This is a genomic window from Verrucosispora sp. WMMA2121, from assembly GCF_027460185.1.
Classification (GTDB): Bacteria; Actinomycetota; Actinomycetes; order Mycobacteriales; family Micromonosporaceae; genus Micromonospora; species Micromonospora palythoicola.
Genome location: NZ_JAPZBH010000006.1, coordinates 3,810,714 through 3,833,477 on the forward strand (window position 1 = coordinate 3,810,714; position 22,764 = coordinate 3,833,477).

Annotated in this window: 15 protein-coding genes; 9 read left to right on the plus strand and 6 right to left on the minus strand. The window is 70.3% G+C overall.

Annotated elements, in window-relative coordinates; genetic code table 11:
* The first annotated feature begins 201 nt into the window (after positions 1 to 201).
* The 3 genes from O7605_RS26055 to O7605_RS26065 are packed head-to-tail and all read left to right on the plus strand — an operon-like array spanning position 202 to position 9,694.
* The gene (locus O7605_RS26055; RefSeq protein WP_269741611.1) at positions 202 to 6,627 is read left to right on the plus strand and encodes a DEAD/DEAH box helicase; all 6,426 of its coding nucleotides are present in this window, start codon (positions 202 to 204) and stop codon (positions 6,625 to 6,627) included.
* Positions 6,627 to 8,795 (plus strand): UvrD-helicase domain-containing protein, encoded by a 2,169-nt coding sequence (locus O7605_RS26060; RefSeq protein ID WP_269741612.1) that lies wholly within the window; start codon positions 6,627 to 6,629, stop codon positions 8,793 to 8,795. The genes O7605_RS26055 and O7605_RS26060 overlap by 1 nt, the downstream gene beginning before the upstream one ends.
* A gap of 50 nt (positions 8,796 to 8,845) precedes the next feature.
* The gene (locus O7605_RS26065) at positions 8,846 to 9,694 is read left to right on the plus strand and encodes a serine/threonine-protein kinase (protein ID WP_269741613.1); all 849 of its coding nucleotides are present in this window, start codon (positions 8,846 to 8,848) and stop codon (positions 9,692 to 9,694) included.
* Between the two features lie 418 nt (positions 9,695 to 10,112).
* On the opposite strand, the gene O7605_RS26070 is transcribed toward O7605_RS26065, so the two are convergent.
* Complete coding sequence (locus O7605_RS26070) at positions 10,113 to 11,432, minus strand: IS701 family transposase (RefSeq protein WP_443083905.1); 1,320 nt, start codon at positions 11,430 to 11,432, stop codon at positions 10,113 to 10,115.
* A gap of 192 nt (positions 11,433 to 11,624) precedes the next feature.
* On the opposite strand from O7605_RS26070, the gene O7605_RS26075 reads away from it, so the two are divergent.
* The 3 genes from O7605_RS26075 (at position 11,625) to O7605_RS26085 (ending at position 14,936) form a co-directional block, all read left to right on the plus strand.
* The gene (locus O7605_RS26075) at positions 11,625 to 12,743 is read left to right on the plus strand and encodes an IS630 family transposase (RefSeq protein WP_269741614.1); all 1,119 of its coding nucleotides are present in this window, start codon (positions 11,625 to 11,627) and stop codon (positions 12,741 to 12,743) included.
* 76 nt (positions 12,744 to 12,819) lie between these two features.
* Positions 12,820 to 13,476 carry a hypothetical protein gene (locus O7605_RS26080; protein WP_269741615.1) on the plus strand — a complete coding sequence of 219 codons (657 nt, stop codon included), beginning with the start codon at positions 12,820 to 12,822 and terminating at the stop codon, positions 13,474 to 13,476.
* Between the two features lie 170 nt (positions 13,477 to 13,646).
* Entirely contained in the window at positions 13,647 to 14,936 is a 1,290-nt protein-coding gene (locus tag O7605_RS26085) for a serpin family protein (protein WP_269741616.1), read from the plus strand.
* Here the strand turns inward: O7605_RS26085 and O7605_RS26090 are convergent.
* Complete coding sequence (locus O7605_RS26090) at positions 14,926 to 15,771, minus strand: EamA family transporter (RefSeq protein ID WP_269741617.1); 846 nt, start codon at positions 15,769 to 15,771, stop codon at positions 14,926 to 14,928. The genes O7605_RS26085 and O7605_RS26090 overlap by 11 nt on opposite strands.
* 153 nt (positions 15,772 to 15,924) lie before the next feature.
* Here O7605_RS26090 and O7605_RS26095 point away from each other — a divergent pair, with 153 nt between their 5' ends.
* Entirely contained in the window at positions 15,925 to 16,827 is a 903-nt protein-coding gene (locus O7605_RS26095) for a LysR family transcriptional regulator (RefSeq protein WP_269741618.1), read from the plus strand.
* A 39-nt stretch (positions 16,828 to 16,866) separates the two neighbouring features.
* Here the strand turns inward: O7605_RS26095 and O7605_RS26100 are convergent, their stop codons facing one another.
* Positions 16,867 to 17,481, minus strand: a complete 615-nt coding sequence (locus O7605_RS26100; RefSeq protein WP_269741619.1) for an NADPH-dependent FMN reductase — start codon at positions 17,479 to 17,481, stop codon at positions 16,867 to 16,869.
* Between the two features lie 63 nt (positions 17,482 to 17,544).
* Between O7605_RS26100 and O7605_RS26105 the strand changes: the two genes are divergently transcribed.
* A complete protein-coding gene (locus O7605_RS26105; RefSeq protein WP_269741620.1) occupies positions 17,545 to 17,934 on the plus strand; it encodes a MerR family DNA-binding transcriptional regulator in 390 nt (129 codons plus the stop codon).
* Between the two features lie 57 nt (positions 17,935 to 17,991).
* On the plus strand, positions 17,992 to 19,107 hold the full coding sequence (locus O7605_RS26110) for an erythromycin esterase family protein (protein WP_269741621.1): 1,116 nt from the start codon (positions 17,992 to 17,994) through the stop codon (positions 19,105 to 19,107).
* 61 nt (positions 19,108 to 19,168) lie between these two features.
* Here O7605_RS26110 and O7605_RS26115 read toward each other — a convergent pair whose 3' ends face one another.
* The 3 genes from O7605_RS26115 to O7605_RS26125 are packed head-to-tail and all read right to left on the minus strand — an operon-like array spanning position 19,169 to position 22,505.
* Entirely contained in the window at positions 19,169 to 19,957 is a 789-nt protein-coding gene (locus tag O7605_RS26115; protein WP_269741622.1) for a hypothetical protein, read from the minus strand.
* A 35-nt stretch (positions 19,958 to 19,992) separates the two neighbouring features.
* Positions 19,993 to 21,288 carry an HEXXH motif domain-containing protein gene (locus O7605_RS26120; protein WP_269741623.1) on the minus strand — a complete coding sequence of 432 codons (1,296 nt, stop codon included), beginning with the start codon at positions 21,286 to 21,288 and terminating at the stop codon, positions 19,993 to 19,995.
* A 17-nt stretch (positions 21,289 to 21,305) separates the two neighbouring features.
* Complete coding sequence (locus O7605_RS26125; RefSeq protein ID WP_269741624.1) at positions 21,306 to 22,505, minus strand: FxsB family cyclophane-forming radical SAM/SPASM peptide maturase; 1,200 nt, start codon at positions 22,503 to 22,505, stop codon at positions 21,306 to 21,308.
* Between the last annotated feature and the right edge of the window lie 259 nt (positions 22,506 to 22,764).

Below are 22,764 nucleotides of genomic sequence, written 5' to 3' on the forward strand. Positions count from 1 at the left end.
ACTGTCGCGCGAAGATGCGGCCGCTCCTGTTTGTCTGCCGGATCGGGCGAGGTCGTGCCGTTCTTATGGGCCGGGTCGTACCGTGCCTCTCGTGGCTGTCGCCCGCGAGGTGTCGTGAATCCGACTCGTGCCGTGATCGGGGCTTGTTGAGCAGGTCAGCGCAGGTCGGAGGTGAAGTAGCATGCGCCGGGTGATCCGCTCATGAGGCCGACCATCGCCGCCGACACCCTGCGCCGGACTCTCACGCAGTACCTGACGACCACCTTCGGCCTGACCGAGGAGGGCGTACGCCAGGGCCTGGAGGGCTTCCTCTCCCACTCGGAGCAGGGCATCTTCCGTGGCCCGTACCTGCGGATCCGCACCCCCTTCCGGCCGGCCGAGGGTGCCTGGCGGGCGTGCCTTGACTGGGCCCCGGCCGACTTCACGCCCTACCTGCACCAGGCGAAGGCGTTCGCCCGGCTGACGACCAAGGGCAAGGCCGCCGAGCCGACGCTGATCACCACCGGCACCGGCTCGGGTAAGACCGAGTCGTTCCTGATCCCGGTGCTCGACCACTGCCGGCGCCAGCGAGAGCAGGGACAGTCCGGGATCAAGGCGATCCTGTTGTACCCGATGAACGCTCTCGCCACCGACCAGACCCAGCGCATCAACGAGTTGCTGTCCGAGCCGGCACTGGCCGGGGTCACCGCCGGCCTGTACATCGGTGACGTCGCGGCGATCGAGTACCCGCACGTGTTCACCAAGCGGTCGGAGATGCGCCGCACCCCGCCGGACATCCTGATCACCAACTACAAGATGCTGGACCTGCTGCTCCAGCGCGCCGACGACCTGCCGCTGTGGGAGCACGCCGAGCCGGCGTACGTGGTGCTGGACGAGTTTCACACCTACGACGGCGCCCAGGGCACCGACGTGGCGATGCTGCTGCGACGCCTCGCCGCCGCCCTCGGCCTGGACCAGCCGGACCGCCCGCTCGGGCCGATCTGCCCGGTCGCCACCTCCGCCACCCTGGGAGAGGGCGGCGGCCGGGACGGCCGCACCGCGATCCGCGAGGTCGCCGAACAGGTCTTCGGCGTCACCTTCGACGCCGCGTCGCTGGTGGGGGAGGACCGCTACGAGCCGGGCGAGTTCATCACCAACCAGGACTTCAACCTGCCGCTGCCCAGCCCCGAGCAGCTCGCCGCCGTCGATGACCGCGACCCGGGGCGGATGATGGCCGAGGTCGCCGAGATGGTGCTCGGTGAACCCTGCCTCGGCAAACCCACCCGCCTCGGTGAGTTGCTGCGCCAGCACCCGCTGACCAAGGCGGTACTCGACTCGCTCCAGGACCGGCCAGGCACGCTGCACGAGATCATCGATGTGCTGCCACGTAAGAACGCCACCGGCTGGGGCAGCGCCATGAAGAGCCGACCCGAGGTCACCGTGAAGGCCCTCGCCCGGTTCATCGGGCTGCTGTCCATGGCGCAGAACCCGGAGGTGCCGGGCCGCCCCCTGCTCAACATCGAAACCCACCTGTGGGTACGCGCCGTCTCACGGCTGCTGCGCGGCACCTCCCACCAGCCTGCCTTCGGCTGGTACGGGGAAGCACCCCGCGAGCTGGACCCGTACGCACCCGACACCGACGTCGTGGTCGCCGACAACCGCTACCCTCGGCTGCCCGCCATCTACTGCCGGCACTGCGGCCGGTCGGGCTGGATGGCCCTGTCACCGGAGCGTGACCCGCAGGAGCTGGAAACCGACCCCGACAAGATCTACCGGGCCAGCGTCGGCCGGGACAAGCGCCGGGTCCGCGCGCTGATCGCCGCAACCGGCGACGAGATCGGGCAGCGGCCGGCCGGCCTGCTCGTGATGGAGTACGGCCGTCGGGTGCGCCCGTTCGATCCGAGCCGGGACCGGGGGCTCAGCGACGACGCGATCGTCGTCCTCGGCGACCTGTCCGCGATCGACGCGGCGGAGAAGGATCGCTGCCCGTCCTGCCAGATGGATCACGGCATCCGATTTCTCGGCGCCGGCCTGGCCACCCTCGCCTCGGTGGCGATCACCCAGCTCTTCACCGGCGGCGAACTGGACGAGCGCGAGAAGAAGACGCTGCTGTTCAACGACTCGGTCCAGGACGCCGCACACCGCGCCGGTTTCGTGGCCAACCGGTCGTACGCCTTCTCCCTGCGCTCGCTGCTCGCCAGCCGGCTGCGACCCGGGCAACCGGTCGGGCTCGACGACCTCTTCGCCGACATGATCGAGGAAGCGGTGAAGCCGGAGATCCTCTCCACAGTCGTACCACCCGACCTGCACGACCAGCCCGGCGTCGACAGCCTGCTCGCCGGTGAGCACACCGGCAGCCGGGAAACCTGGTCGCTGATCAGTGAGCGGCTCGTCTTCGCCACGGTCATGGAGACCGGTCTGCGCGCCCGGCAGGGCCGCACCCTGGAGCTGACCCGCAGCGTCGCCATCGAGGTCGCGCTCGACGACCCCGGAACCGCCGCCGCCATCTGCCGGGACGTACACCTCACCGGCCCCGGTCAGCTCGGTGCCGCACCGCCGGACGACGCGCGCTACCTCGCCTTCCTCCGCGGCCTGCTGGAACGGCTACGCACCCGAGGCGCGGTCTACCACGAGTGGCTGCTGCCGTACCTGCGGCGGGGCGGCACCCGGTGGCAGATCTGGGGTGGCCGCCCGGCCGGTATGCCCGCCTTCCCGAGGGGCGTGTCGGCACCGGCGTTCCTGCTGGCCACATCGAAGTCCCGCTCCGAGTTCGACGCGATCACCGCCCGGGGCAACTGGTACCAGGACTGGACCTCCCGCTGCCTTGGCCTCGACCCCGGCGACACGGCCGCTTACCTCACCCGCCTACTGCCAGCCCTCGCCGCTGCCGGCATCGTCGCCGCCGGCGACACCGAGGACGGCAACACCGTGTACGGGCTGATGCCCGGGCACCTGCGGGTCACCCGGCTCGACGACGCCCAGGCCGTACGCGCGGGAGTCGGCTGCGACACCTGCCACTGGCAGCAGACCGAGCATCCCGACCGGGTCGCCGACTGGATCGGGCAGCCGTGTCGACAGTACCGCTGCCGGGGCCGGCTCCAGGCCGCCCACGACGACACCGCACCCGACGACTACTACCGGCGGCTGTACCTGGAGAGCTCCGTGTTCCGGGTGGTCACCGGCGAGCACACCGGCATGCTCACCCGCGCCCAGCGGGAGACGGTGGAGAAGCAGTTCCGCGAGGGCCGGCGCTACACCGACCCGAACGTGCTCTCCTGCACGCCCACCCTGGAGATGGGTATCGACATCGGGGCGCTCTCGGCGGTCGTGCTGGCGTCCCTTCCCAACGGTCCGGCCAACTATGTGCAGCGGGCCGGTCGTGCCGGCCGCAAGAGCGGCAACGCCCTCGTACTCACCCTGGTCGGTCGCAGCGAGCGGGACCGCTACTACCTGACCGAGCCGAGAGACATGATCGCCGGGCAGATCGTGCCACCCGGCTGCTTCCTCTCTGCGGTGGAGATCCTGCGTCGGCAATACCTCGCCCATCTGATCGACCTGGCGGCTCGCGGTCGGCTGCCCGGGGTGTTGCCGATGCCCCGGCGTGCGCACCTGCTGTTCGGCCCGAGCGGTTGGCTCACCCACCTCGCGGACGCCGGACGCGGCGACGGCGCCCGGCTGGTCGAGGACTTCCTGACACTCTTCGGCGGCAAGGTCCTCCGGGCCGCGGCCGACCAGCTGCGCGAGTTCGCGATCGACGGAATCGTCCACCGAGTGAAGGAGGCCGACGGCGCCTGGGAGGAACGGCTAACCGACCTGCGACGCCGGCTCCAGGAGATCGGTACCGCCCGGGGCACGCTCGTGCCGAGCGACCCCGACCACGCCCGCGAGATCAGGATGCTCAAGGCGGAGGAAGGCGCGGTCCGTCGCCGCCTGCGGGAGGTGAGCGCGGCGGCCGCGCACGGCACTCTGGTCGAGTTCGGGCTGCTCCCGAACTACGCGCTCATCGACAGCCGCACCGACCTGGAAGCCACCCTGACCTGGGAAGAGCAGACCGACGGCGACCGGCGGTTCCACAGCGAACTGCGGGAGTACGCCCGGCCGGCCCGTCCGGCGTTGGTGGAGATCGCACCCGGCAACAGCTACTACGTCCGCGGGTACCGGCACGAGATCTCGGGACTCGACGTGGGACCGCCCGACCGGCCCGCGTACGAGCAGTGGCGGGTCTGCGCCCAGTGCGGCTACGTGCGCACCCACCTGGCCAAGGAGGACAGCAGCGCCTGCCCGCGCTGTGGAGACCGGGGCATCGCCGACCACGGCCGGCTCTTCCAGGTGCTCCAGCCGACCCGCGTCTACAGCCGCGACAAACGGGACGACGCGCGGATCCGCGACGACAGCGACGACCGTGACCGCCGCTTCTACGCCACCACGGTGGCGGTCGACATCGACCCGGCCAAGGTCGACTCGTCGTGGCGACACGCGCGCGACACCTTCGGCGTCGACTACAGCCGGCACGCCATGATCCGCCGCTTCAACCTGGGGGCCCAGCGCTACGACCGGCCCGCCGAGCTTTTCGCCGGGGACGAGGTGCGGATCAACCGCTTCCACACCTGCATCTCCTGCGGCGGTACCACAGTGGATGGCCTTCCGGCATCCAGCCAGCAGTTGGCCGCGCAGTCCTCCGGCGCGACCGTCGTGCCGGGCGCGGAGCATCACCTGCCCTGGTGCCCGTACCGGCGCGCGGCGGCGACGCCCGACATCCACATCGATCTGATCCTGGCTCACCAGTTGGAGACCGAGGCGCTGCGCATCCTCATCCCGGCGGCGACGGCGATGGTGCAGGAGCGACTACTGTCCTTCGCCGCCGCGATCCGCCTCGGCATCGCCGCCCAGTACGGCGGCGACCCGGCACACCTACAGGCCGTGCCGGCGACCATGCCGGACGGGCAGAGCGACGGCACCCGCAACTTCGTGGTCGTCTATGACACCCAGCCGCAGGGCACCGGATATCTTCACCGCCTCGCGAAGCCCGAGGAGTTCCGCGCCGTCCTGGAGCTGGCCCGGCAGCGCATCGCCGACTGCGAATGCCGGCAGGAGGCGAAGCCGGTGTGCCACCGGTGCCTGCTGCGCTATGCCCGCAACGAGCATTTCGCGCTGATGAGCCGCGACGAGTCGCTGGGCATGCTCGACAAACTCCTCGACACCTGGGAGGTCGAGGAAGGTACCCGCACCGACGAGATCTCGCTCATCCATCAGGTGGAAAGCGAGCTGGAGCTGCAGTTCCTGACCAAGCTGCTCAACCTCGGTGAGACGCCGGGCTCCGGGCTGCGCATCGAACGGCGCCGCGACCACGACGGCGCCCGCATCGCCGACCTGCGGTTCGCCAGCAACGGTGGGCACAGCGTCACCCACTGGCAGATGAAGCTGCAGAACACGGTCAAGGGCACCCGCCCTGACGTCCACTTCAAGCGCCTCGACGCCCCGTCCCCGGAGGTGGCGGTCTACCTCGACGGCTTCAAGTACCACGCGACACCGCAGTACAACCGGCTGGCCGATGACGCCCAGAAACGCGCCCGGCTACGCGCCCACGGCTACCTGGTCTTCGCCGCCACCTGGGAAGACGTCAGGACCTGGGGAAACCCGGACGGACCGGGACGGTGGACACCGTACGGCGGCGTCTGCAAGCAGGTCGCCCGGGAGCGGTATCGGCAGTTCCTGCCCGGCGCCGACCCGGACGAACTCGAAGCGACCATCTGGGCCAACCCAATCGAGCAGCTGATGCGCTTCCTCGCCGACCCCGACCCCACCCGATGGCAGCGCAGGGCCGAGGCGGCACTGGCGGGCCTGCTCAAGCAGGCTCGGGACAACAGCCACACCGACTCCGCTGGAGTCGGCGATCGGCTTCTCGCCGCACTGCGCGGTGAACCGCTGCCCGGACCCGCCGCGCAACGCCACATCATCGTGGCTCGCGCCCACGACAACGCCGGCTGCGCGGTGACCGTGATCGTCGACGGCCGCAACAAACCACTGCCGACGTGGTCGGCGCTGACCGTCGTCGACGACAATCCGGCCGCGGTCGTGGCAGAGGGACACAAGGAACGCTGGGCCGCCTGGCTCGCCTGGGGAAACGTCATCCAGTTCCTCGGCAACGGCGGTGGAGACGCCGGCCAGCTCGCGGTCTCCGACCTGGACGCCTTCGACCCGGCCTCCATGGCGGTCACCGAAGGGACCGGCCTGCGGCTCGTCCAGCGCGCCTTGCCGCTGAACGAGGAGACCGCCACCTGGCTCGGTGTCACGCCGCAACCGACGCCGACCGGACCGGCAGCGGTCCACGACGAGTCGCCGTGGCGGGACGTCCTGCGTTACGTGGATCCGGACGAAGGCACCCTGGAGGCGCTCGTACAGCAGCTCGCGCGGCAGAACCTGCCGACGCCGGTCGTCGGCTACGAGCTCGGCGACCAGGGTTGGCAGGCCGAATTGGCCTGGCCCGAGCAACGGATCGCAATCATGCTCACCGGCCCGGCCGGTGACCCGGAAATCGAAGACCGGGACCGCGCGTACGCCGAGGCGGGTTGGCATGTACGGACCGCTCGGGAATGGTCGGCCGAGGAACTGGCAGCACAGCTTGCCGCGAATGGGGGAGAAAGCTGATGAGCACCGGGGCGACGTTGCGGATGCTGGACCGGGCCGACAAGGAGGTCATGAGGCTCACCCGCGCGGACATCGGCGCGGTCTACGAGTTCATGCACAAGTTCCGGCACAACCCGGAGAACCCCGGGCTCAACCTCAAGACGCTCAGCGGCGACACCCGGCTGATGTCCGCCCGGGTCAACCGGGACTACCGGGCACTGCTCCTGCACATCGCCGATCGGGACTACCTGCTCGTCGCCGTCAAGCACCGCGGCGAGGTGTACGACGACCTGTCGCGCTACGCGTACCGGATCAACCGGATCACCGGCGGGATCGAGGTCGTCGACCTGGCACCGGTCGGCGACAGCATCGTCGGCCGGGTCGTACCACCGGAGACCGATCCGGAGCCCGCGCGGAAGCCGCTCTTCGACGCGTACACCGACGCGCAACTGCTGGAGCTGGGCGTCTCCGAGCCGCTGCTGCCGCAGATCCGCGAACTCGTCGGTGAGGCCGAACTACTGGAGTTGCTCGATCGGGCACCACAGCTCACCACGGACGTACTCTTCGCGCTCTTCGACGGCACCCCGTACGAAGAGGTGCTCAAGCAGGTCACCGACCCGGTACGCGCCGACGAGCCGGTCGACCCCGACGACTTCGAGGCCGCTGTCGAGCGCCCCGCCACCCAGGTCACCTCGGACGACGAAGCGCTACAGGCGATCATCGGCGAGGCATTCGAACGGTGGCAGATCTTCCTGCACCCGACCCAGCGCAAGCTCGTGGAGAAGAAATACAACGGCCCCGCTCGGGTCGGCGGCGGCCCAGGCACCGGCAAGACCATCGTCGCGCTGCACCGGGTCGCGCATCTCGCGCGGCAGCTTCCGCCGGGCACGGACAAACCCATCCTGCTGACCACCTTCAACCGCAACCTCGCTGCCGACCTGCGGACCCGGCTACTCGCCCTCGGCGGGCAGGAACTCGTGGCCCGGGTCGACATCGTCAACATTGACCGGCTGGCCAGCCGCGTGGTGACCGAAGCGAAAGCGGGCGGTGGCCGCCGCGTCGTCGACGACACCCGGGTCGCCGAGCTGTGGGCCGAGTTCCTGCTGGAAACCGGCGAATCCGGATGGGACGCGGAATTCCTGGCCGCCGAGTGGACCCAGGTGATCCTCGGCCAGGTACTCAACTCACGCAACGACTACTTCAAAGCACGTCGTCCCAACCGTGGCCGTAGCCTGACCCGGGTCGAGCGCGATCAGATCTGGCAGCTGACCGAGCGTTTCACCACCTGGCTCGAAACCCGAGGCGTCTGGACCTGGCGGCAGGTCGCGCAGCGGGCAGCGCGTCTCGAAATGGATCGCGCGGCCGACTGCGGGGAGTCGTCGAGTGCCTCCCACCGCCCGCGTTACCGGCATGTGGTGGTGGACGAGGCGCAGGACCTCAGCGCCGCCCACTGGAAGATGCTGCGGGCGATGGTCGCCCCCGGCCCGGACGACATGTTTCTCACCGGCGACACCCATCAGCGCATCTACGACAACCACGTGACGCTGAGCAGCCTCGGCGTCAACATCCGGGGGCGCTCGTCCCGGCTCACCCTCAGCTATCGCACCACCCGCCAGATCCTGGCCGACGCCCTGCAGATCATGACCGGCGAGGTGTACGACGACCTGGATGGTGGGGAGGAGGATCTGGCCGGCTACCGTTCCCTGCTACGGGGAGACCGGCCGGTGTTCCGATCTGCGCCGACCTGGTCGCAGGAGCGGGACCTGATTGCCGAGCAGTTGCGGGCCTGGGGCGGTCCGACCGACGGATCGGTGGCGATCTGCGTACCGACGAAACAGTTCGCCGCAGATGTCATCAGTCGGTTGGCGGCGGACGGTGTGCCGGCGGTGGAGATCGGTCCTGATGGCCCGAAGCAGCCCGACGGTGTTCATGTCGGCACCATGCACCGCTTCAAGGGCCTCGAATACCAGCGCATGATCATCGCCGGGATCAGTGACGGTCTCGTGCCACGCCAAATGATCAACCGGTACCGCGACACTGACCCGAAGCGCTACCAACGAGAGCGCCAGCGCGACAGGTCCCTGCTCTTCGTCGCCGCCACCCGCCCTCGGGACGAACTGGCCGTGTTCTGGCACGGGACGCCGAGCCCTTTCCTCACCAGCCGGCTCGTACAGCCGCAGCTACCGTGAGCGCCGGCTCCGCAGCAGCGGGTCGGCTCGGGGGTCTGAGGGAGGTGAGCGTGCAGGCGGGGGACCGCATCGGAGGGCGGTACGTACTGACCTACCCGATAGGCCGTGGTGGGATGGGCGAGGTGTGGGCCGGTGTCGACGAGCGGCTCGACCGGCCGGTAGCGATCAAGTTCCTCCGCCAACTGGAGGTGTCGGTGGAGGAGCGGGAGGTCGCGGTCAAGCGGTTCCGCCGGGAGGCGCGGACGACCGCCCGCCTCGACCATCCCGGCGTGCCCGCCATCCATGACCTCGGCGAACACGGTGAGGATCTCTACCTCGTCATGCAGCTCGTCCGGGGAGCCGTCCTCGCCGACCACATTGCCGAGCTGGAGCAGCTATCCGTGGGCGAGGCGGCTCGGATCGCCGCGCAGGCCTGCGCCGTACTCGCCGCTGCCCACGCCGCATCACTCGTACACCGCGACCTGAAGCCCCAGAACATCATGATCACTACTGCGGGCACGGTGAAGATCCTGGACTTCGGCGTCGCGGCGCTGATCGGCCCGGCCGAGGCATCGCGCCTCACCGCCACGGGCCGCATTCTCGGCACACCCGCCTACATCGCACCCGAACAGGCGGCAGGCGGTCCTGTCGGACCCGCCACCGACCTCTACGCGCTGGGCTGCATCCTCTTCGAGATGCTTGCCGGCAAGCCACCCTACGAGGCCGCGAACGCGCCCGACATGCTGCGTCGGCACATTCACTCGCCGATTCCCATCATCACCGAGTACCGGGCGGACGTGCCCGACGACCTGGCCCATCTCGTGTGCTGTCTCCTCACCAAGGAGCCTGTAGAGCGGCCGAAGTCAGCCATCGAAGTCGAGCAACTCCTGATGCCCTTCGTTGACGATGGCATCATATGAGCGGCCACGGCGTGAAATTGATCGTCCATCCCCGGTTACCGGGTCATTTCCGTGGCATCGTTGCGAAGCCTGCTGGTCGGTGCCGGCCAGCCTGGCGTCCGCGGTGACGCCGACTCGGTCGATTGAGGTGGTCGAGTGGGGAACACCAGGGAGACGGCAGAGCGCGCCTGCGCCAACTGCGGTCAAGCCGTTCACGGGCCGGCGAACTCCCGCGGTCGCGGCCCGGACATTGCCTGGTTCGTCCATTGCCATCCCTGCGCCGCCCTGATCGCAGATCAGATGAAACCGCTCAAGGTGCTGCCAACGGGTAGCGGCGTAGACATCCATCGGTGTCGGAACTGTGGCCTGCACCGGGTTTGTCGCACGGGTTGGCGGACCCGCTGTCATGTGTGTCTAGTACGGCAGCCGCCGTTCGGGATCATGGCTGGAGTTCGAGGTTGAGGCGTCGGGTGTAGTGGGCTTGGCGGGCTCGGGCTTGATGGCGGCGGCGCCAGTCTGACCAGCGCAGACGGTGGGCGAGGTCGCGGATCGGGCGGAGTACGAGGGTGTTGATCAGCCGGCGGGTCTCGTTGACGGTCAGCTTGATCAGACCGGTGTCGGTGGAATCATCGTCGGCTTCGGCGGCGCAGATCGCCAAGACGGCGAGGGCGGCCAGGGCGAGGGTGGTGAAGCGGTGCCAGGAGTCCCAGCGGCGGACTTGGTGTTGGTCGAGGCCGACCTGGCCCTTGGCGGCTTGGAAGCTTTCCTCGACCGTCCAGCGGATGCCGGCGACCCTCACGAGCTGGGCGAGGGTGGCCGGTCTGGGTGTCCAGCAGCGGTAGAAGGCCAGTTCACCGGTGGTGGTGTTGCGGCGGATCAGGAGGCTGTGGTGGCCGCCGTCGTCGGGGTCGGCGTCGGTGCAGACGTCGTCGAGCCAGGCCCAGTCGTAGAAACGCGGGCCCTTGGATCCGGCGCCAGCGCTGCGGCGCTGCCACGCCGAGGCCGGCAGGCCGGCGGCGACCCGGTCAGCCCGCACCCGAGTCTTCCCGCCGTCGAGAGGGACCAGGTGGCTGCGGGACACGGCCAGGACGTAGCCCAGGTGGTGTTCACGCAGGCGAGCACGGAAGACACTGCTGTTGCCGTAGGCCTCGTCCGCAGCCGCCCACCCAGCGGGGACGCCGGCGTCGAGGGCAGCGGTGATCATGTCGGCGGCCAGCTCGGACTTCGTGGCGAAGACGACCTCGTCGGGAACTCCGGCGGCCTGGCATCTGTCCCGGTCATCGGTCCACGACACCGGCAGGTAGACCCGGCGGTCGATCAGTGTGTGCCCATGCCGGCTGGCGTAGCCACAGAACACCCCTACCTGCGCGTTCTCGATCCGGCCGGCGGTGCCGGTGTACTGGCGTTGCACCCCAACCGTATGCGTGCCCTTCTTCAGATCCCCGGTCTCGTCAACGACCAGCACCGCGTCCGAGTCACCGAACCGGGCCACGACCACGTCACGCAGATCGTCGCGGACGGCGTCGGCATCCCACACCGCCCGATACAACAACCTCTGCATCGCATCCGGCCGCGCATGCCCGGCCTGCTCCGCCAACTGCCAGCACGTCTTGACCTCGATATCCGCCAGCAGCCCGGTCACGAACGCCGCCGCAGCCCGCCGCGGCTCGACCCGCCCGAACCGACCCGCGAACGCATCACACACCCCGGCCAGAACCCGCCGCCACCGGGCAGGGTTTACGCTGTGGCACGCGGCCACCGCCAGATCTGAAGTTATGTCCACAGCAGACAGACGATCACGCGGTGGCCGCACCTCGTCTACCCGGCCCCACCAGCGACATCTCAAACGGCGGCTGCCGTACTAGTGCCGTGACCACGAACGTTCACGGTGTTGGTTGACACGCCGCGCGGCCTGTCGGGCGGGCGGCGTTGTGCGGGTCAGGCTGTGGCGGTGGCAGATCTTGTACGCGTGCGGCGGCTGAGTGACCAGGAAGGTCAGCAGCTGCTCAGAATCACCCGCCGGGGAACCGGTTCTCCGATCCGACTACGGCGGGCGATGGTCGTGCTCGCCTCGGCCGGTGGGAACACGGTGCCGGCGATCGCCCGCTTGGTCCAAGCCGATGAGGACACGATCCGGCAGGTCATTCACCGGTTCAACGAGATGGGGATGGCCAGCCTGGACCCTCAGTGGGCGGGTGGCCGTCCCCGCCACATCAGTAGCGACGAAGAGCAGTTCATCGTCGAGACGGCCAACACCCGCCCCGAGAAGCTGGGGCGGCCGTTCACCCGGTGGAGCATCCGCAAGCTCGCCGACCACCTGCGCCTGCATGCCACCCGCCGGGTCCGGATCGGGCGGGAACGGTTGCGGCAGATCCTGCACCGGCACCGGATCACCTTCCAGCGGACCAAGACGTGGAAGGAGTCCACCGACCCGCAGCGCGATGCCAAACTCGCCCGGATCGAGTACGTCAGCACCCACTTCCCACAACGGGTGTTCGCCTTCGACGAGTTCGGACCCCTCGTGATCCGCCCCCAGCCCGGCGCCGGGTGGGCACCCGCAGGCCATCCGCACCGGCTGCCCGCGAACTACCACAAGCTGCACGGCGTCCGGCAGTTCCACGGCTGCTACTCCGTCGGCGACGACCAGCTCTGGGGTGTCGTCCGGCGCCGCAAGAGCGCCGCGAACACCCTGGCCGCACTCACGTCGATCCGCGCCGCCCGCCCGGACGGGGCACCGATCTACGTCATCCTGGACAACCTGTCCGCGCACAAAGGCCGCAAGATCCGGGCATGGGCGGCCCGCAACAAGGTCGAGCTCTGCTTCACCCCGACCTACGCCTCCTGGGCCAACCCGATCGAAGCCCAGTTCGGGCCGCTACGCACCTTCGTCATCGCCGGCTCCAACCACCCGAACCACCCGGCGCTGACTCGAAAGCTGCAGACCTACCTGCGCTGGCGCAACGCCAACGCCCGCCACCCCGACGTCCTGGCCGCCCAACGCCGCGAACGAGCCCGCATCCGCAGCGAACGCCAACAACGCTGGGGCCAACCCGCCGCCCTCGCAGCCTGACCCAACACCGCGAACCTTCGTGGTCAAGGCACTAGACGAGCGATCCTCCGGCCGGTCGCTGGTGGCCGGAGAGCGGATGCTGCCTCAGCTCCCGGACGACCCCGCCCTCGCGGACCAGCTACTCCGCTTCGCCGGTCTGGCTGACACCGACTCCATCCCGGTGCGCACCGCCGCAGAATTCAGGTCCGCTCTCGCGCTCGGTGTCGAACTCGACCGGCAACGCCGCGACGGCTGGACTGATGTGGCCGGGGACGTCCGAGGGCTTCCGTGGTTCGGCAAACGGCAGGGCACCGCGACGCACGGGACCTGGGGCGTCCATGTCTCGTGCGGGTCGTGGCAAAGGCTTCGCGACCGGGCCTGTCCGGAATGCCCGCCGGAGCCGGGGAGCCGGTCGTTCGCAGCGCTGCGGGATACGCCATATCTGCTCTATCTGGTTCGGCATCGGGGACTGCTCAAGTTCGGAGTCGGTGGCGCGCCCCGAGTTCGACTGCATCTGCGATCCGGCGCGGCGCTGGTGGAAGTCCTTGAGGGCCGGCATTGTGACGTCATCGCCGCCGAAGCCATCCTCAAGCGGCAGAAGCGGGAGTTGGCGATACCGCTCAGGGTGTGGCGGACCTGGCGGATGCCGGCATCCTTTGGGGCGGGCACGGAGGTTGTCCGTGCCACCGTCGAGATCCGGCTGGCGGATGCCCTGACCAACGGTCGAGACGTCAGCGATCGCTTTGTGGCGTAGGCCGTTCCTGTATTCGGTCAACGAGCCGGCTGTAGTGACGACCTGTCCACGACTGGCACGCGGCCGGAAGGTCAAGCGGGCCCGTACGCAACTAACGAACATTGGTTAACCTCGATGCATTCTGGACGTTCTCCCGTCACGTCCCGGTAACACTGCTCTACCGTCGGGACATGGTCTCGCGTCGATCGATTCTTGGGGCGGTGCCACTCGCCGCCGCCGCCCTGACCGCCGCTCCAGCTCACCCCCGCTGGCTCACCGGAGCGTCCGCGTCCACCGAACCGGTACGCGTACCTCCCGATCCGGCCACGATGCCGGCCGCCGCGACAGCGGTACGCGGCTTCACCGCCGACCTCTACCGCACGATCGCGGCGAGCCACACCGGTGGCAACGTGGTGTGCGCGCCGTACTCGGTCCAGATGGCCCTCGCCATGGCCAGGGCGGGTGCCGGTTCGACCACGGCGGACGAGATGGACGCCGTGCTGCACGCGCCGCATCCGCGACCCGGCGCGCTCGACAGCGGCCTGAACACCGTCGACCAGTCGCTCGCCGCGCGGTTCCAGGATGGCGACGGAGTGCGGCAGCCCCGGGTGACCACGGCCAACGCGGTGTGGACCCGCCTCGATCTGGGCCTGCGAACCGGGTTCCAGGACACCCTGGCCGGCTACTACGGCGCACTCCCGCACCCGGTGGACTTCCGTGGCGCGCCGGAAGCGGCCCGCCAGGAGATCAACACCTGGGTGTCCGATCGGACCAACGCGAAGATCCCGGAGTTGTTGGCCCCGGACTCGGTGCGCTCCGACACCAGCCTGATGCTGACCAACACGGCCTACCTGAAGGCGGCCTGGTACTACCCGTTCCGGGCGTCGGCCACGGTGGACGAGCCGTTCACCCGGGATGACGGCACCGTCGTCCAGGTGCCGATGATGCGCGGCCCGTTCGACCGGATGGGGCACCTGCTGGGCGACGGTTGGCGCGCGGTCGACGTGCCGCTCGCGGGCGACGGGCTGGCCATGGCCGTCGTCATGCCGACGAGGGACGACCTCGCCGCGGTCGAGGCGAACCTCGATGCGGCGTGGCTGAGCGCGTTGTTCGCCGGCTTCCAGTTCACCGACATCCAACTGCGGATGCCCCGGTGGACGTTCCGCCTGCCCGCCCAGCTGGGCGCCGCCCTGAGTGGCCTCGGCATGCCCACGGCCTTCACGCCGTACGCCGACTTCACCGGCATGAGCACCACCGACCCGGCGCTGTGCATCGACGACGTGGTGCACGAGACGTTCATCGGGGTGGACGAGAAGGGCGTCGAGGCGGCAGCCGCGTCGGCGGTCATCATCCGGCCACCGTCGATCCCGCAGGGGCCGCAGTTCTTCGTGAACCGGCCGTTCCTGTACGTCATCCACGACCGGGTCACCGGCGTACCGCTGTTCATCGGCCGGGTGCACGACCCGCTGGTCACCGGCTGACCCTGGTCGGCACGGTGGTGGCCGCGGCGCGCGTCGGGCTGACCTGGCCCGCGACGATCGCGGCGAGGCAGCACACGAAACCGGCCGACTGGACCGGGGTGAGTGATTCGTCGAGCAGCACCGCACCCAGCAGGGCCGCCACCACCGGCGAGAGCAGGGTGAGCAGCGCGACGGAGGTGACCGGCAGCGTGGCGATGCCCCGGAACCACAGGACGTAGGCGAGCAGGCCGCCGGGCAGGCCGAGCCAGAGGTACCCGAGCGCGGCGCTGGCGTCGACCGCGGGCGGTGCCCCCTCGACCAGCAGCGTCACCGGCAGCAGGAACAGGCCGCCGGCCGTGAGCTGCCAGCCGGCGTACGCCGTGGGGCCCACGCCCTCCGGGCGCCCCCATCGCTTGGTTAGCGTCACCCCGACCGCCATCGCCCCGGCGCCGCCGAGGCCGGCCAGTAGTCCGACCACGTCGACGTCCGCGTCGGGACCGATGACCAGCAGCCCGACCCCCGCGACGCCGACGACTCCCCAGGCGAAGCTCCAGGTCGACGGGGGCTGGTGCAGCACGGTCACCGCCAGGACCGCCACGGCCAGCGGCTGCACCGCGCCCAGCGTGGCGGCCACTCCGCCGGGCAACCGTTCGGCGGCGACGAACAGCAGCGGCAGGAACACGCCGATGTTGAGCACGCCCAGCACCGCCGCCTTGAGCCACCACCTGCCGTGCGGCAGCGCCCGGCCGATGGCGAGTGCGGCAAGGCCCGCCGGCAGTGCCCGGATCAGCCCGGCGAAGAGCGGATGGCCGGCCGGCAGCAGTTCGGTGGTGACCACGTACGTCGTGCCCCACACCGCCGGGGCGAAGGCGGTCGTGGCGGTGGCGGCCAGGCGACCCGTGGCCGGAGAGGGGGTACCGGATCTGTCACGTGAATCAGGATCGACGCGCCGAACCGATGAGTCCAACACATCCTTGTCAACCCAACCATCGTGATTCACGATTGATGGATGGAGCTTCAACAGCTGCGGTACGTGGTGGCCGTCGCCGAAACGCGGAACTTCACCCGTGCCGCCGAGCGGTGTCTGGTCGTGCAGTCCGCGCTCAGCCACCAGATCGCCCGCCTGGAACGGGAACTCGGCGCCCGCCTCTTCGACCGGACGAGCCGCCGGGTGCGGATGACCCCGGCCGGTGAGGCGTTCCTCCCGGCGGCCCGTCAGTGCCTGGCCGCCGCCGACCGGGCCGCCGCCGAGGTCGCCTCGGCGGTCGGGGAGATCCGGGGCCGACTCACCGTCGGCATGATCCCGACCGTCGCGGCGGTCGACATCCCGGCCGCGCTTGACGCCTTTCACCAGCGGTATCCGCAGGTCCGCATCCGGCTGCGGGTCGGTGGCAGCGAACAGCTCGTCGACCAGGTCAAGGAGGGCGCGATCGACATCGGATTTCTCGGACTTCCGGTGACCGCCCGGCCCGAAGGGGTGACCGCCCGACAGTTGGCGTACGACCGGTTGGTGGCCGTGGTCGCCCCCGAACATCCGCTTGCCGGGCAGGCCGAGGTCGACCTCGCCCGCCTGGCCACCGAGACGTTCGTGGACCTGCCGGCGGGTACTGCGGGACGGGCCCAGTCCGACCAGGCGTTCGCCGCCGCCGGACTGCACCGCGAGGTCGCCTTCGAGGTGAGCACCGTCGACTCGCTGATGACCCGGATCGTCCGTCGGCAGCTCGGCATCGCCCTGCTGCCGTCGAACTACGCGCCGCACCTGCCGGGTGTGGTCACCATCCCGGTGCGGGACGCCCCGGCCCGGATCGAACACCTCATCTGGAACCGGACCACGCTGACCCCAGCGGCAACGGCGTTCCTCACCGAGCTGGACATCTCGGTCGACGACGGCCGGAGTGACGGTGACCGCTGAGTCGGCTCGCGCCGCCGTGACCCGCGCCCGGCTCGGCGTTCAGTTCGTCAGGGGACGGTCCCGGCGCGCGTCGGCCAGCACCTCAGCCCACCAGCGCAGTTCGGCCAGGCTCGCGGTCAGGCCCCGGGTGACCTCCGTGTCCGGTGTGTAGCGGCCCTGGTCGTCCAGTGATGTCCAGGGTGCCCGTAGGCCCAGGGCCCGACGGGTGGTCACCACGCTGAGTTCGGCGAGCACCCCGCGCAGGTGCTCGATCGCCGCGTATCCGCCGTGGACGCCGTAGGCCACGATCGTCGCCGGCTTGACCCGCCACTCGCCGTAGTGCCAGTCGATCAGACGTTTCAGCGAGGCGGGGTAGCTGTGGTTGCACTCCGGCGTGACGAACACGAACGCGTCGGCGGCGGCGATCCGGTCGGCGACCTCGCTCTTCGGCCCGCCGCCAGGGTAGAGGAGGCTGTCGTCGGGCAGCTCGACGTGGGCAACGTCGATCAGGTCGAGCTGCGCGGGGCCGACCGCGCCGGCAGGGTCGAGTGCGGCGGCCACCCACTGGGCGATCGTCGGGCCCATCCGGTCCTTACGGACGCTGCCCGAGATCACGGCCACCCGTAGGCCGGCGGCGGGGGACAAGCTGCTGTTCTGGTCGGTCGAAACACTCATGTCCGAGACCGTGCAGGTTCAACATATGTTGAAGTCAAGTCCCGGTGTGCCTACCCTGCGGTCATGACAGTAGCCACGGGTACCGCTCGGACGTTCGGCGTCGGCGAGGTCGCCGCCGACAGCGGCGTCGCGCCGTCGGCCGTGCGGTTCTACGAGAACCACGGGGTCATCAACGCGGTACGCACCGCCGGCAACCAGCGCCGCTTCGACGGATCCGCCGCGTGCCGGATCCAGGTCGCCAAGCTCGCCCAGCGGGCCGGGCTGAGTGTTCGCGAGATCGCCGCGCTCTTCGCCGACCTGTCGGCCGATCCGACGCCCGACGAGTGGGCGGGCGTCGCCAATCGGCTGGTGACCGAGGTGGAGGAGCGGGTACGGAATCTCAAGGCGCAGCTCGCGGCGATGGAATCGGGCACCCGGCTGTGCGAGATCGGGCGCGACGGTCCGGCACGCTGACGTGCCCGACGTCGCGGGACTTGACTTCAACATATGGTGAACCCTGATCGTCGGGGCATGAGCGATCTGCCAACCTCCGTCCCGTCTCCCGCAACGCTTGCCGCCCTCGTCGGGAGGGCCACAATCGTCGGCCTCGGCACCAGCACCCGGGAGGCCACCGAGACCTTCCGACTGGTCGAGGAGACCACCCACGAGTTGATCCGGCGCGGCTTCCGGGTCGTCGCGCTGCTGGACAACCAGCGGGTCGGTGACCGCTACGACCGGTACGTCCGGGGCGAGGACGTCGACCTGGACGTGGCGCTCCGCCAGGCGTGGGGTCCGTGGCGGACGGTCGAGATGCGCGACGCGCTCGTCCGGCTGCGCCGGCACAACAAGCGTCACCCGGACGATCCGGTACGCGTCATCGCCGTCAACGGGCGACGTGCGCTGCCCGCCGACTACGACCGGGTGGTGGCGCTGCTCGCCCCGGCCGATCCGGCGACCGTGGCGCGGATCGGCGAGGTCTTCGACGTCATCCGTACCGCGCACGACAACGGCGAGCACGTCCAGCGCCTGCACGGCACCCATCCCGGCGTACCCTTCGTCGACCTCGCCCGCACCGCCCGCGATCTGGTCGCCAAGCTGCCTGACAGCCGGGAACGCGACGAAGCGCTGCCGTTGATCGACGCGATCGTCGACTTCCACGCGCACGCCCTCGGTGCCGGGTACGACGCGGCAGCGCAGGAGCGCGCCGCCGCCGAGCGACTCCTCGATCATCAGCGGGTCAGCGGCGACCGGGTGGTGTTCTGGGAGGGCAGTGCCCACGTCGCGGCGCACGGCGCGACCATGCTGGGTGCCCATCTGCGGGCGGCCCTGGGCAGCGATTACGCGGCCGTCCACGTCACCTTCGGCCACGGCGGCATTCCCGGTCGGGACATTCCGCGCCCCGTCGGATCGTCACTGGACGCGTCGCTGCTCCAGGGCGGTGGTGCGCGGATCGTCGACCTGCGTGCCGCCGTACCTGCGGACCTCGCGGACCGGCCCGGACGACCGTGGCGGACCCGACTGATCTCCGGTCTCTACCGGGCGGACCACGACGAGCAGCACTACTACGAGCTGCCCTCGCTGGCCGGCAGCTTCGACGCGATCGCCTTCATTCCGACGGTCACCCCGATCCACCCCCTGCCGGGCTGAACCGACCCGCCGGACCCGGCCGGCTCCGTCGCCGAGCGATGCGCCGGGTGGTGAGTCCCGCTCAGACGGGCCGATGGTTGTTCGAGCTGCGGGCCCGCTGGATCAGGTTCTCGACCCACCGTTCGAACTTGCTGCTGCCGCCACCCAGCAGCCCGGTGAGTTCGTCCTCGGTGACCCCGCCACGGGCGGCCAGCGACTCGACCATCGTCCGCAGCCGCCGGTGGTCGTCGTCCTCCGCCGCCGTCACCCCGACCGCGCCGGCCCCGAGGTGACGTTGCAGGTCCTGAAGGATGTCCATCATCTGCGGCAGCGTCTCGATGACCTGGGACAGACCGGCCTCGTGCGGGCTGGACGAGCCGCGCAGTTCCTGCAGGGTGAGGGCGACCGACATCGGGGTGACGATGTCCGCCTCGCTGCCGATGGCGTCGATGGCCCGGCCGAGCTGCTCCTTGGCGGCGTGCACGCTGTCCAGGTCGGTGTGGTCGACCAGGATCGTCCGCATGCCGTGCACGTCGAAGGGCAGTTGCTGGTCCTTCGCCATCAACTGGACGAACGGTTTGCGCAGCGCGTGCCGGACCGCCAACTCGTAGAAGACGTTGGCGTTCTGGTCGGTCAGGTCGGCGATCACCAGGTCGTTGCGGATGATGCGGTCCAGCACCTGGGAGGTGATCAGACCGGCCCGTTCGATCTCGTCGCCACGTATCGCGACGAAGCCACGCGCCTCCACCACCGGGCGGATCACGTGCTTGAGGATCTGGTCGCTGCGTCTGCGGATCTCCGAGTCCTCCGGACCGATCGGGGCGATCACGAAACACTCACGACGCGTAGGCTGCTCGCTGTCCTCCCCCATGAACCCAGCGTAGTTGAGGCCGGCGAGACGGGTGTTCAGCCGGTCGGTGCCCGGTACCGGTCCCACCGGTTGCGGTGTGCGGCCAGCAGTCGGTCGGCCTCGGCGGCCGCCCGCGCGGCGACCGGCTCCGCCAACCACCGGCCGAGCACGCCGGCCATGCCGTCCACCAGGTGTCGACCAACCGGGGTGAGTCGCCGCTGCGCGGCCAGCACCGCGACGGTGTCGGCGGCGGCCCTGCTCCACCGGACGAACTGGACCTCCGCGTGGTGCCGCGCCGCACCCGGGTCCGTCACCCGCGCCTGGCGACGCCAGAACCCCGCCACCCCCAGGTGGGCGTACGCCCCGTGCAGCAGGCCGTCCAGCGGCCGCGGGTCGGTCCGCCACGGTGCGTAGAACAGCTCGGTGGGGCCCGGTTCCAGTGTGGCGAACATGTCGGTCAACGCGGCCAGCTTGGCGTGCTGGATCTCGTGCGCGAGCGCCACGGCCGTCGACCGGGCATCCGGTGGCAGCGACATGGCCACCGATCCGAAGGCGTGGTGGAAGGTGCCGCTGCGGGTGCTGGTCCGGGGCGCGGCGATCGGCACCAGCGCGCGGAGCAGCGCGGAGATCTCCTCGGCCACCGGCCGGTGGTGGTCGACGAGGATTCGCCACGCACCGTCGAGGCGTGCCTGCCAAGCCCCGGTCGACGCACCACTGAAGCGGCGGTCCCCGCCCAAGCCTGGCACGTACCGCCAGGTCCGGGTGTCCACCAGCAGCGACAACGGCAGCCCATCATGTGCGACGTCCAGTCGGGACAGTGGCCGCCACCGGCGGTCCGCCGACCGGCCGGCGTCGATGTCGACCCGCTTTCCGGCGGCGTTCACCCACGCCTGCCCGCCGCAGGTGCGGATCCGGGCCCGGGTCGCGGTGACCGGGAGGGTCAACGTGCCGAGGCCCGGCAGATCCAGCCGGCCGCCGGCGCCGGGAGCCAGCGGGACGTCGAGTTCGACAGCGGCGCCGGCACGGACGGCGGCGGTGACCGCCACGGCGGCCAGCAGCCCGGGGTACGCCGCCGACCCGTTGCCCGTCTCCAGCAGCGACACGGTGCCGAACGCCCACGCGGCGACGGGCGGATGGGAGAGCGCGGCCACCCGGTCCGGCGTCGGGACCTCGGCCAGCACCCGGTACGCCGTCTCGACCACCGCCCGATCCGGGTGCGCCGTCTGGCGTACCAGCAGCAGCAGGGCGCGTACCAGTAGGAGGATCTTGCTGTGCTGGGCGGCCCGCAGCCGCGTCACCGCCGCCACACCGCCCCGGCCGGCGGCGAGTTCGTCCAGGACCGCCCTCGGCATCCGGTGTACCGACGGAATCAACGGGTCGCCCGGGGCAGCGTCGCCACGTCCCGGCGGACCGTCTGACGAATGTGGTCGATCAGGGCGTACAGGTCGGGGCAGTAGACCGAGGGGTTGTCGAAGCCGTTGTCGGCCCGCCAGCGGTGGGTACGCAGCCCGCCGCCACAGACCCGCCGCAGGTCACACGTGCCGCAGATGGCACAGAGCGCCGCCGCCCCGCGCTGCTGGGACCGCACCGCCGGCAGGTCGAGGGCGACGTCGAACGGATCCCGTCGCACGTGCAGCCCGGTACCTGCCGCTCCGGCGTAGGCGGCGGCGAGCGTGTCGTCCATCTCTATCTGCCCATCGGTCTGCACCACTGCCACCACCACCGGGCTCAGGCCGACACCGGCCAGGTGGGAGGCACCGCCGAGCAGCAGTTGGATGATCTCGTCGAAGAGGCGGATCCGGACCGGCGGGCCCGGCGCGTGGTACCACCTGTCGAACACCGAGATCAGCCAGGCCGCGTACGGGGTTCGTCGAGGATCGGCCGGGCGTCCGGGCGGGGGAGTGTGCCAGGTGCCGTGCGGTAGCAGGAAGTCGATCGTCGGCGGCCGGTGTTCGAGCAGGCTGAGATAGGTGGCGACCGGGTCGTTGCGGAGGTCGACCGTGCACAGCAGCCCGTTGAACAGGTGCGGGTAGCCCGTGGTGAGGCGGCGCAGCGCGGCCTCGACGCGGGCGTGGCTGCCCTGTCCGTCGGGCCCGCGCCGACGCCGGTCGTGCGCGGCCCGGTCGCCGTCGAGGCTGACGCTGAGCCGCACGTCGAGCCGGTCGAACAGGCTGAGGTACCGCTGGTCCAGCCGGGTGGCGTTCGTCTGCACGGTCATCCGTACCGGCACCGGTGCCACGCCCTGTCGGATGACCGACACGGCCGCCTCGACGCGTTCCGGTCCGGCCAGCAGCGGCTCGCCGCCGTGCAGGATCACCGACACCCGGTCGAGCCGGTGTGCCCGGGCATGTTCGCCGATGCGCCGGGCGGTCGCGTCGAGCACCTCGGGTGGCATGATCCGGGGCAGATCCCGCCACCGCTGGTCGGTCATCGTGTAGACGTAGCAGTGGTCGCAGGCCAGGTCGCAGCGGCTGTGCAGCTTGAGCACGAACTGGCGGAAGGCGACGGGTGGCGCGGGGTGGGTGGCGGTGCCGCCGGCTGGCCGGTGGCCGTCGTCGGATCCGGGCATCAGGCGCTTCACCGTCCTGGCTGCGGCCGGTCGGCCGGGGTCGACGGGTCCACAGCATACATCGACGCATGACGCTCTGTTCGCCGCGTTTGACCTGATCCGGGGGCGCCGTCCTCGGCCGGACCGTCACGGAGGGAGAGTGGCCCGGCCCGCGTACGGCCGCTTGGCGACCACGTCATACCGTTATCATGGGCGTACGCAGCGGATCTGGCCAACGTCGACGTCCGCACCTGCGACGCGATCATTGTGCGATAGGCAG

Excerpts from the sequence above, each read along its gene's own strand:
- O7605_RS26080 (WP_269741615.1), top strand. The coding sequence starts at position 12,820 with ATGCTGCCTCAGCTCCCGGACGACCCCGCCCTCGCGGACCAGCTACTC.
- O7605_RS26095 (WP_269741618.1), top strand. The coding sequence starts at position 15,925 with ATGGAGCTTCAACAGCTGCGGTACGTGGTGGCCGTCGCCGAAACGCGG.
- O7605_RS26115 (WP_269741622.1), bottom strand. The coding sequence starts at position 19,957 with ATGGGGGAGGACAGCGAGCAGCCTACGCGTCGTGAGTGTTTCGTGATC.
- O7605_RS26085 (WP_269741616.1), top strand. The coding sequence starts at position 13,647 with ATGGTCTCGCGTCGATCGATTCTTGGGGCGGTGCCACTCGCCGCCGCC.
- O7605_RS26105 (WP_269741620.1), top strand. The coding sequence starts at position 17,545 with ATGACAGTAGCCACGGGTACCGCTCGGACGTTCGGCGTCGGCGAGGTC.
- O7605_RS26060 (WP_269741612.1), top strand. The coding sequence starts at position 6,627 with ATGAGCACCGGGGCGACGTTGCGGATGCTGGACCGGGCCGACAAGGAG.
- O7605_RS26055 (WP_269741611.1), top strand. The coding sequence starts at position 202 with ATGAGGCCGACCATCGCCGCCGACACCCTGCGCCGGACTCTCACGCAG.
- O7605_RS26110 (WP_269741621.1), top strand. The coding sequence starts at position 17,992 with ATGAGCGATCTGCCAACCTCCGTCCCGTCTCCCGCAACGCTTGCCGCC.
- O7605_RS26120 (WP_269741623.1), bottom strand. The coding sequence starts at position 21,288 with ATGCCGAGGGCGGTCCTGGACGAACTCGCCGCCGGCCGGGGCGGTGTG.
- O7605_RS26100 (WP_269741619.1), bottom strand. The coding sequence starts at position 17,481 with ATGAGTGTTTCGACCGACCAGAACAGCAGCTTGTCCCCCGCCGCCGGC.
- O7605_RS26125 (WP_269741624.1), bottom strand. The coding sequence starts at position 22,505 with ATGCCCGGATCCGACGACGGCCACCGGCCAGCCGGCGGCACCGCCACC.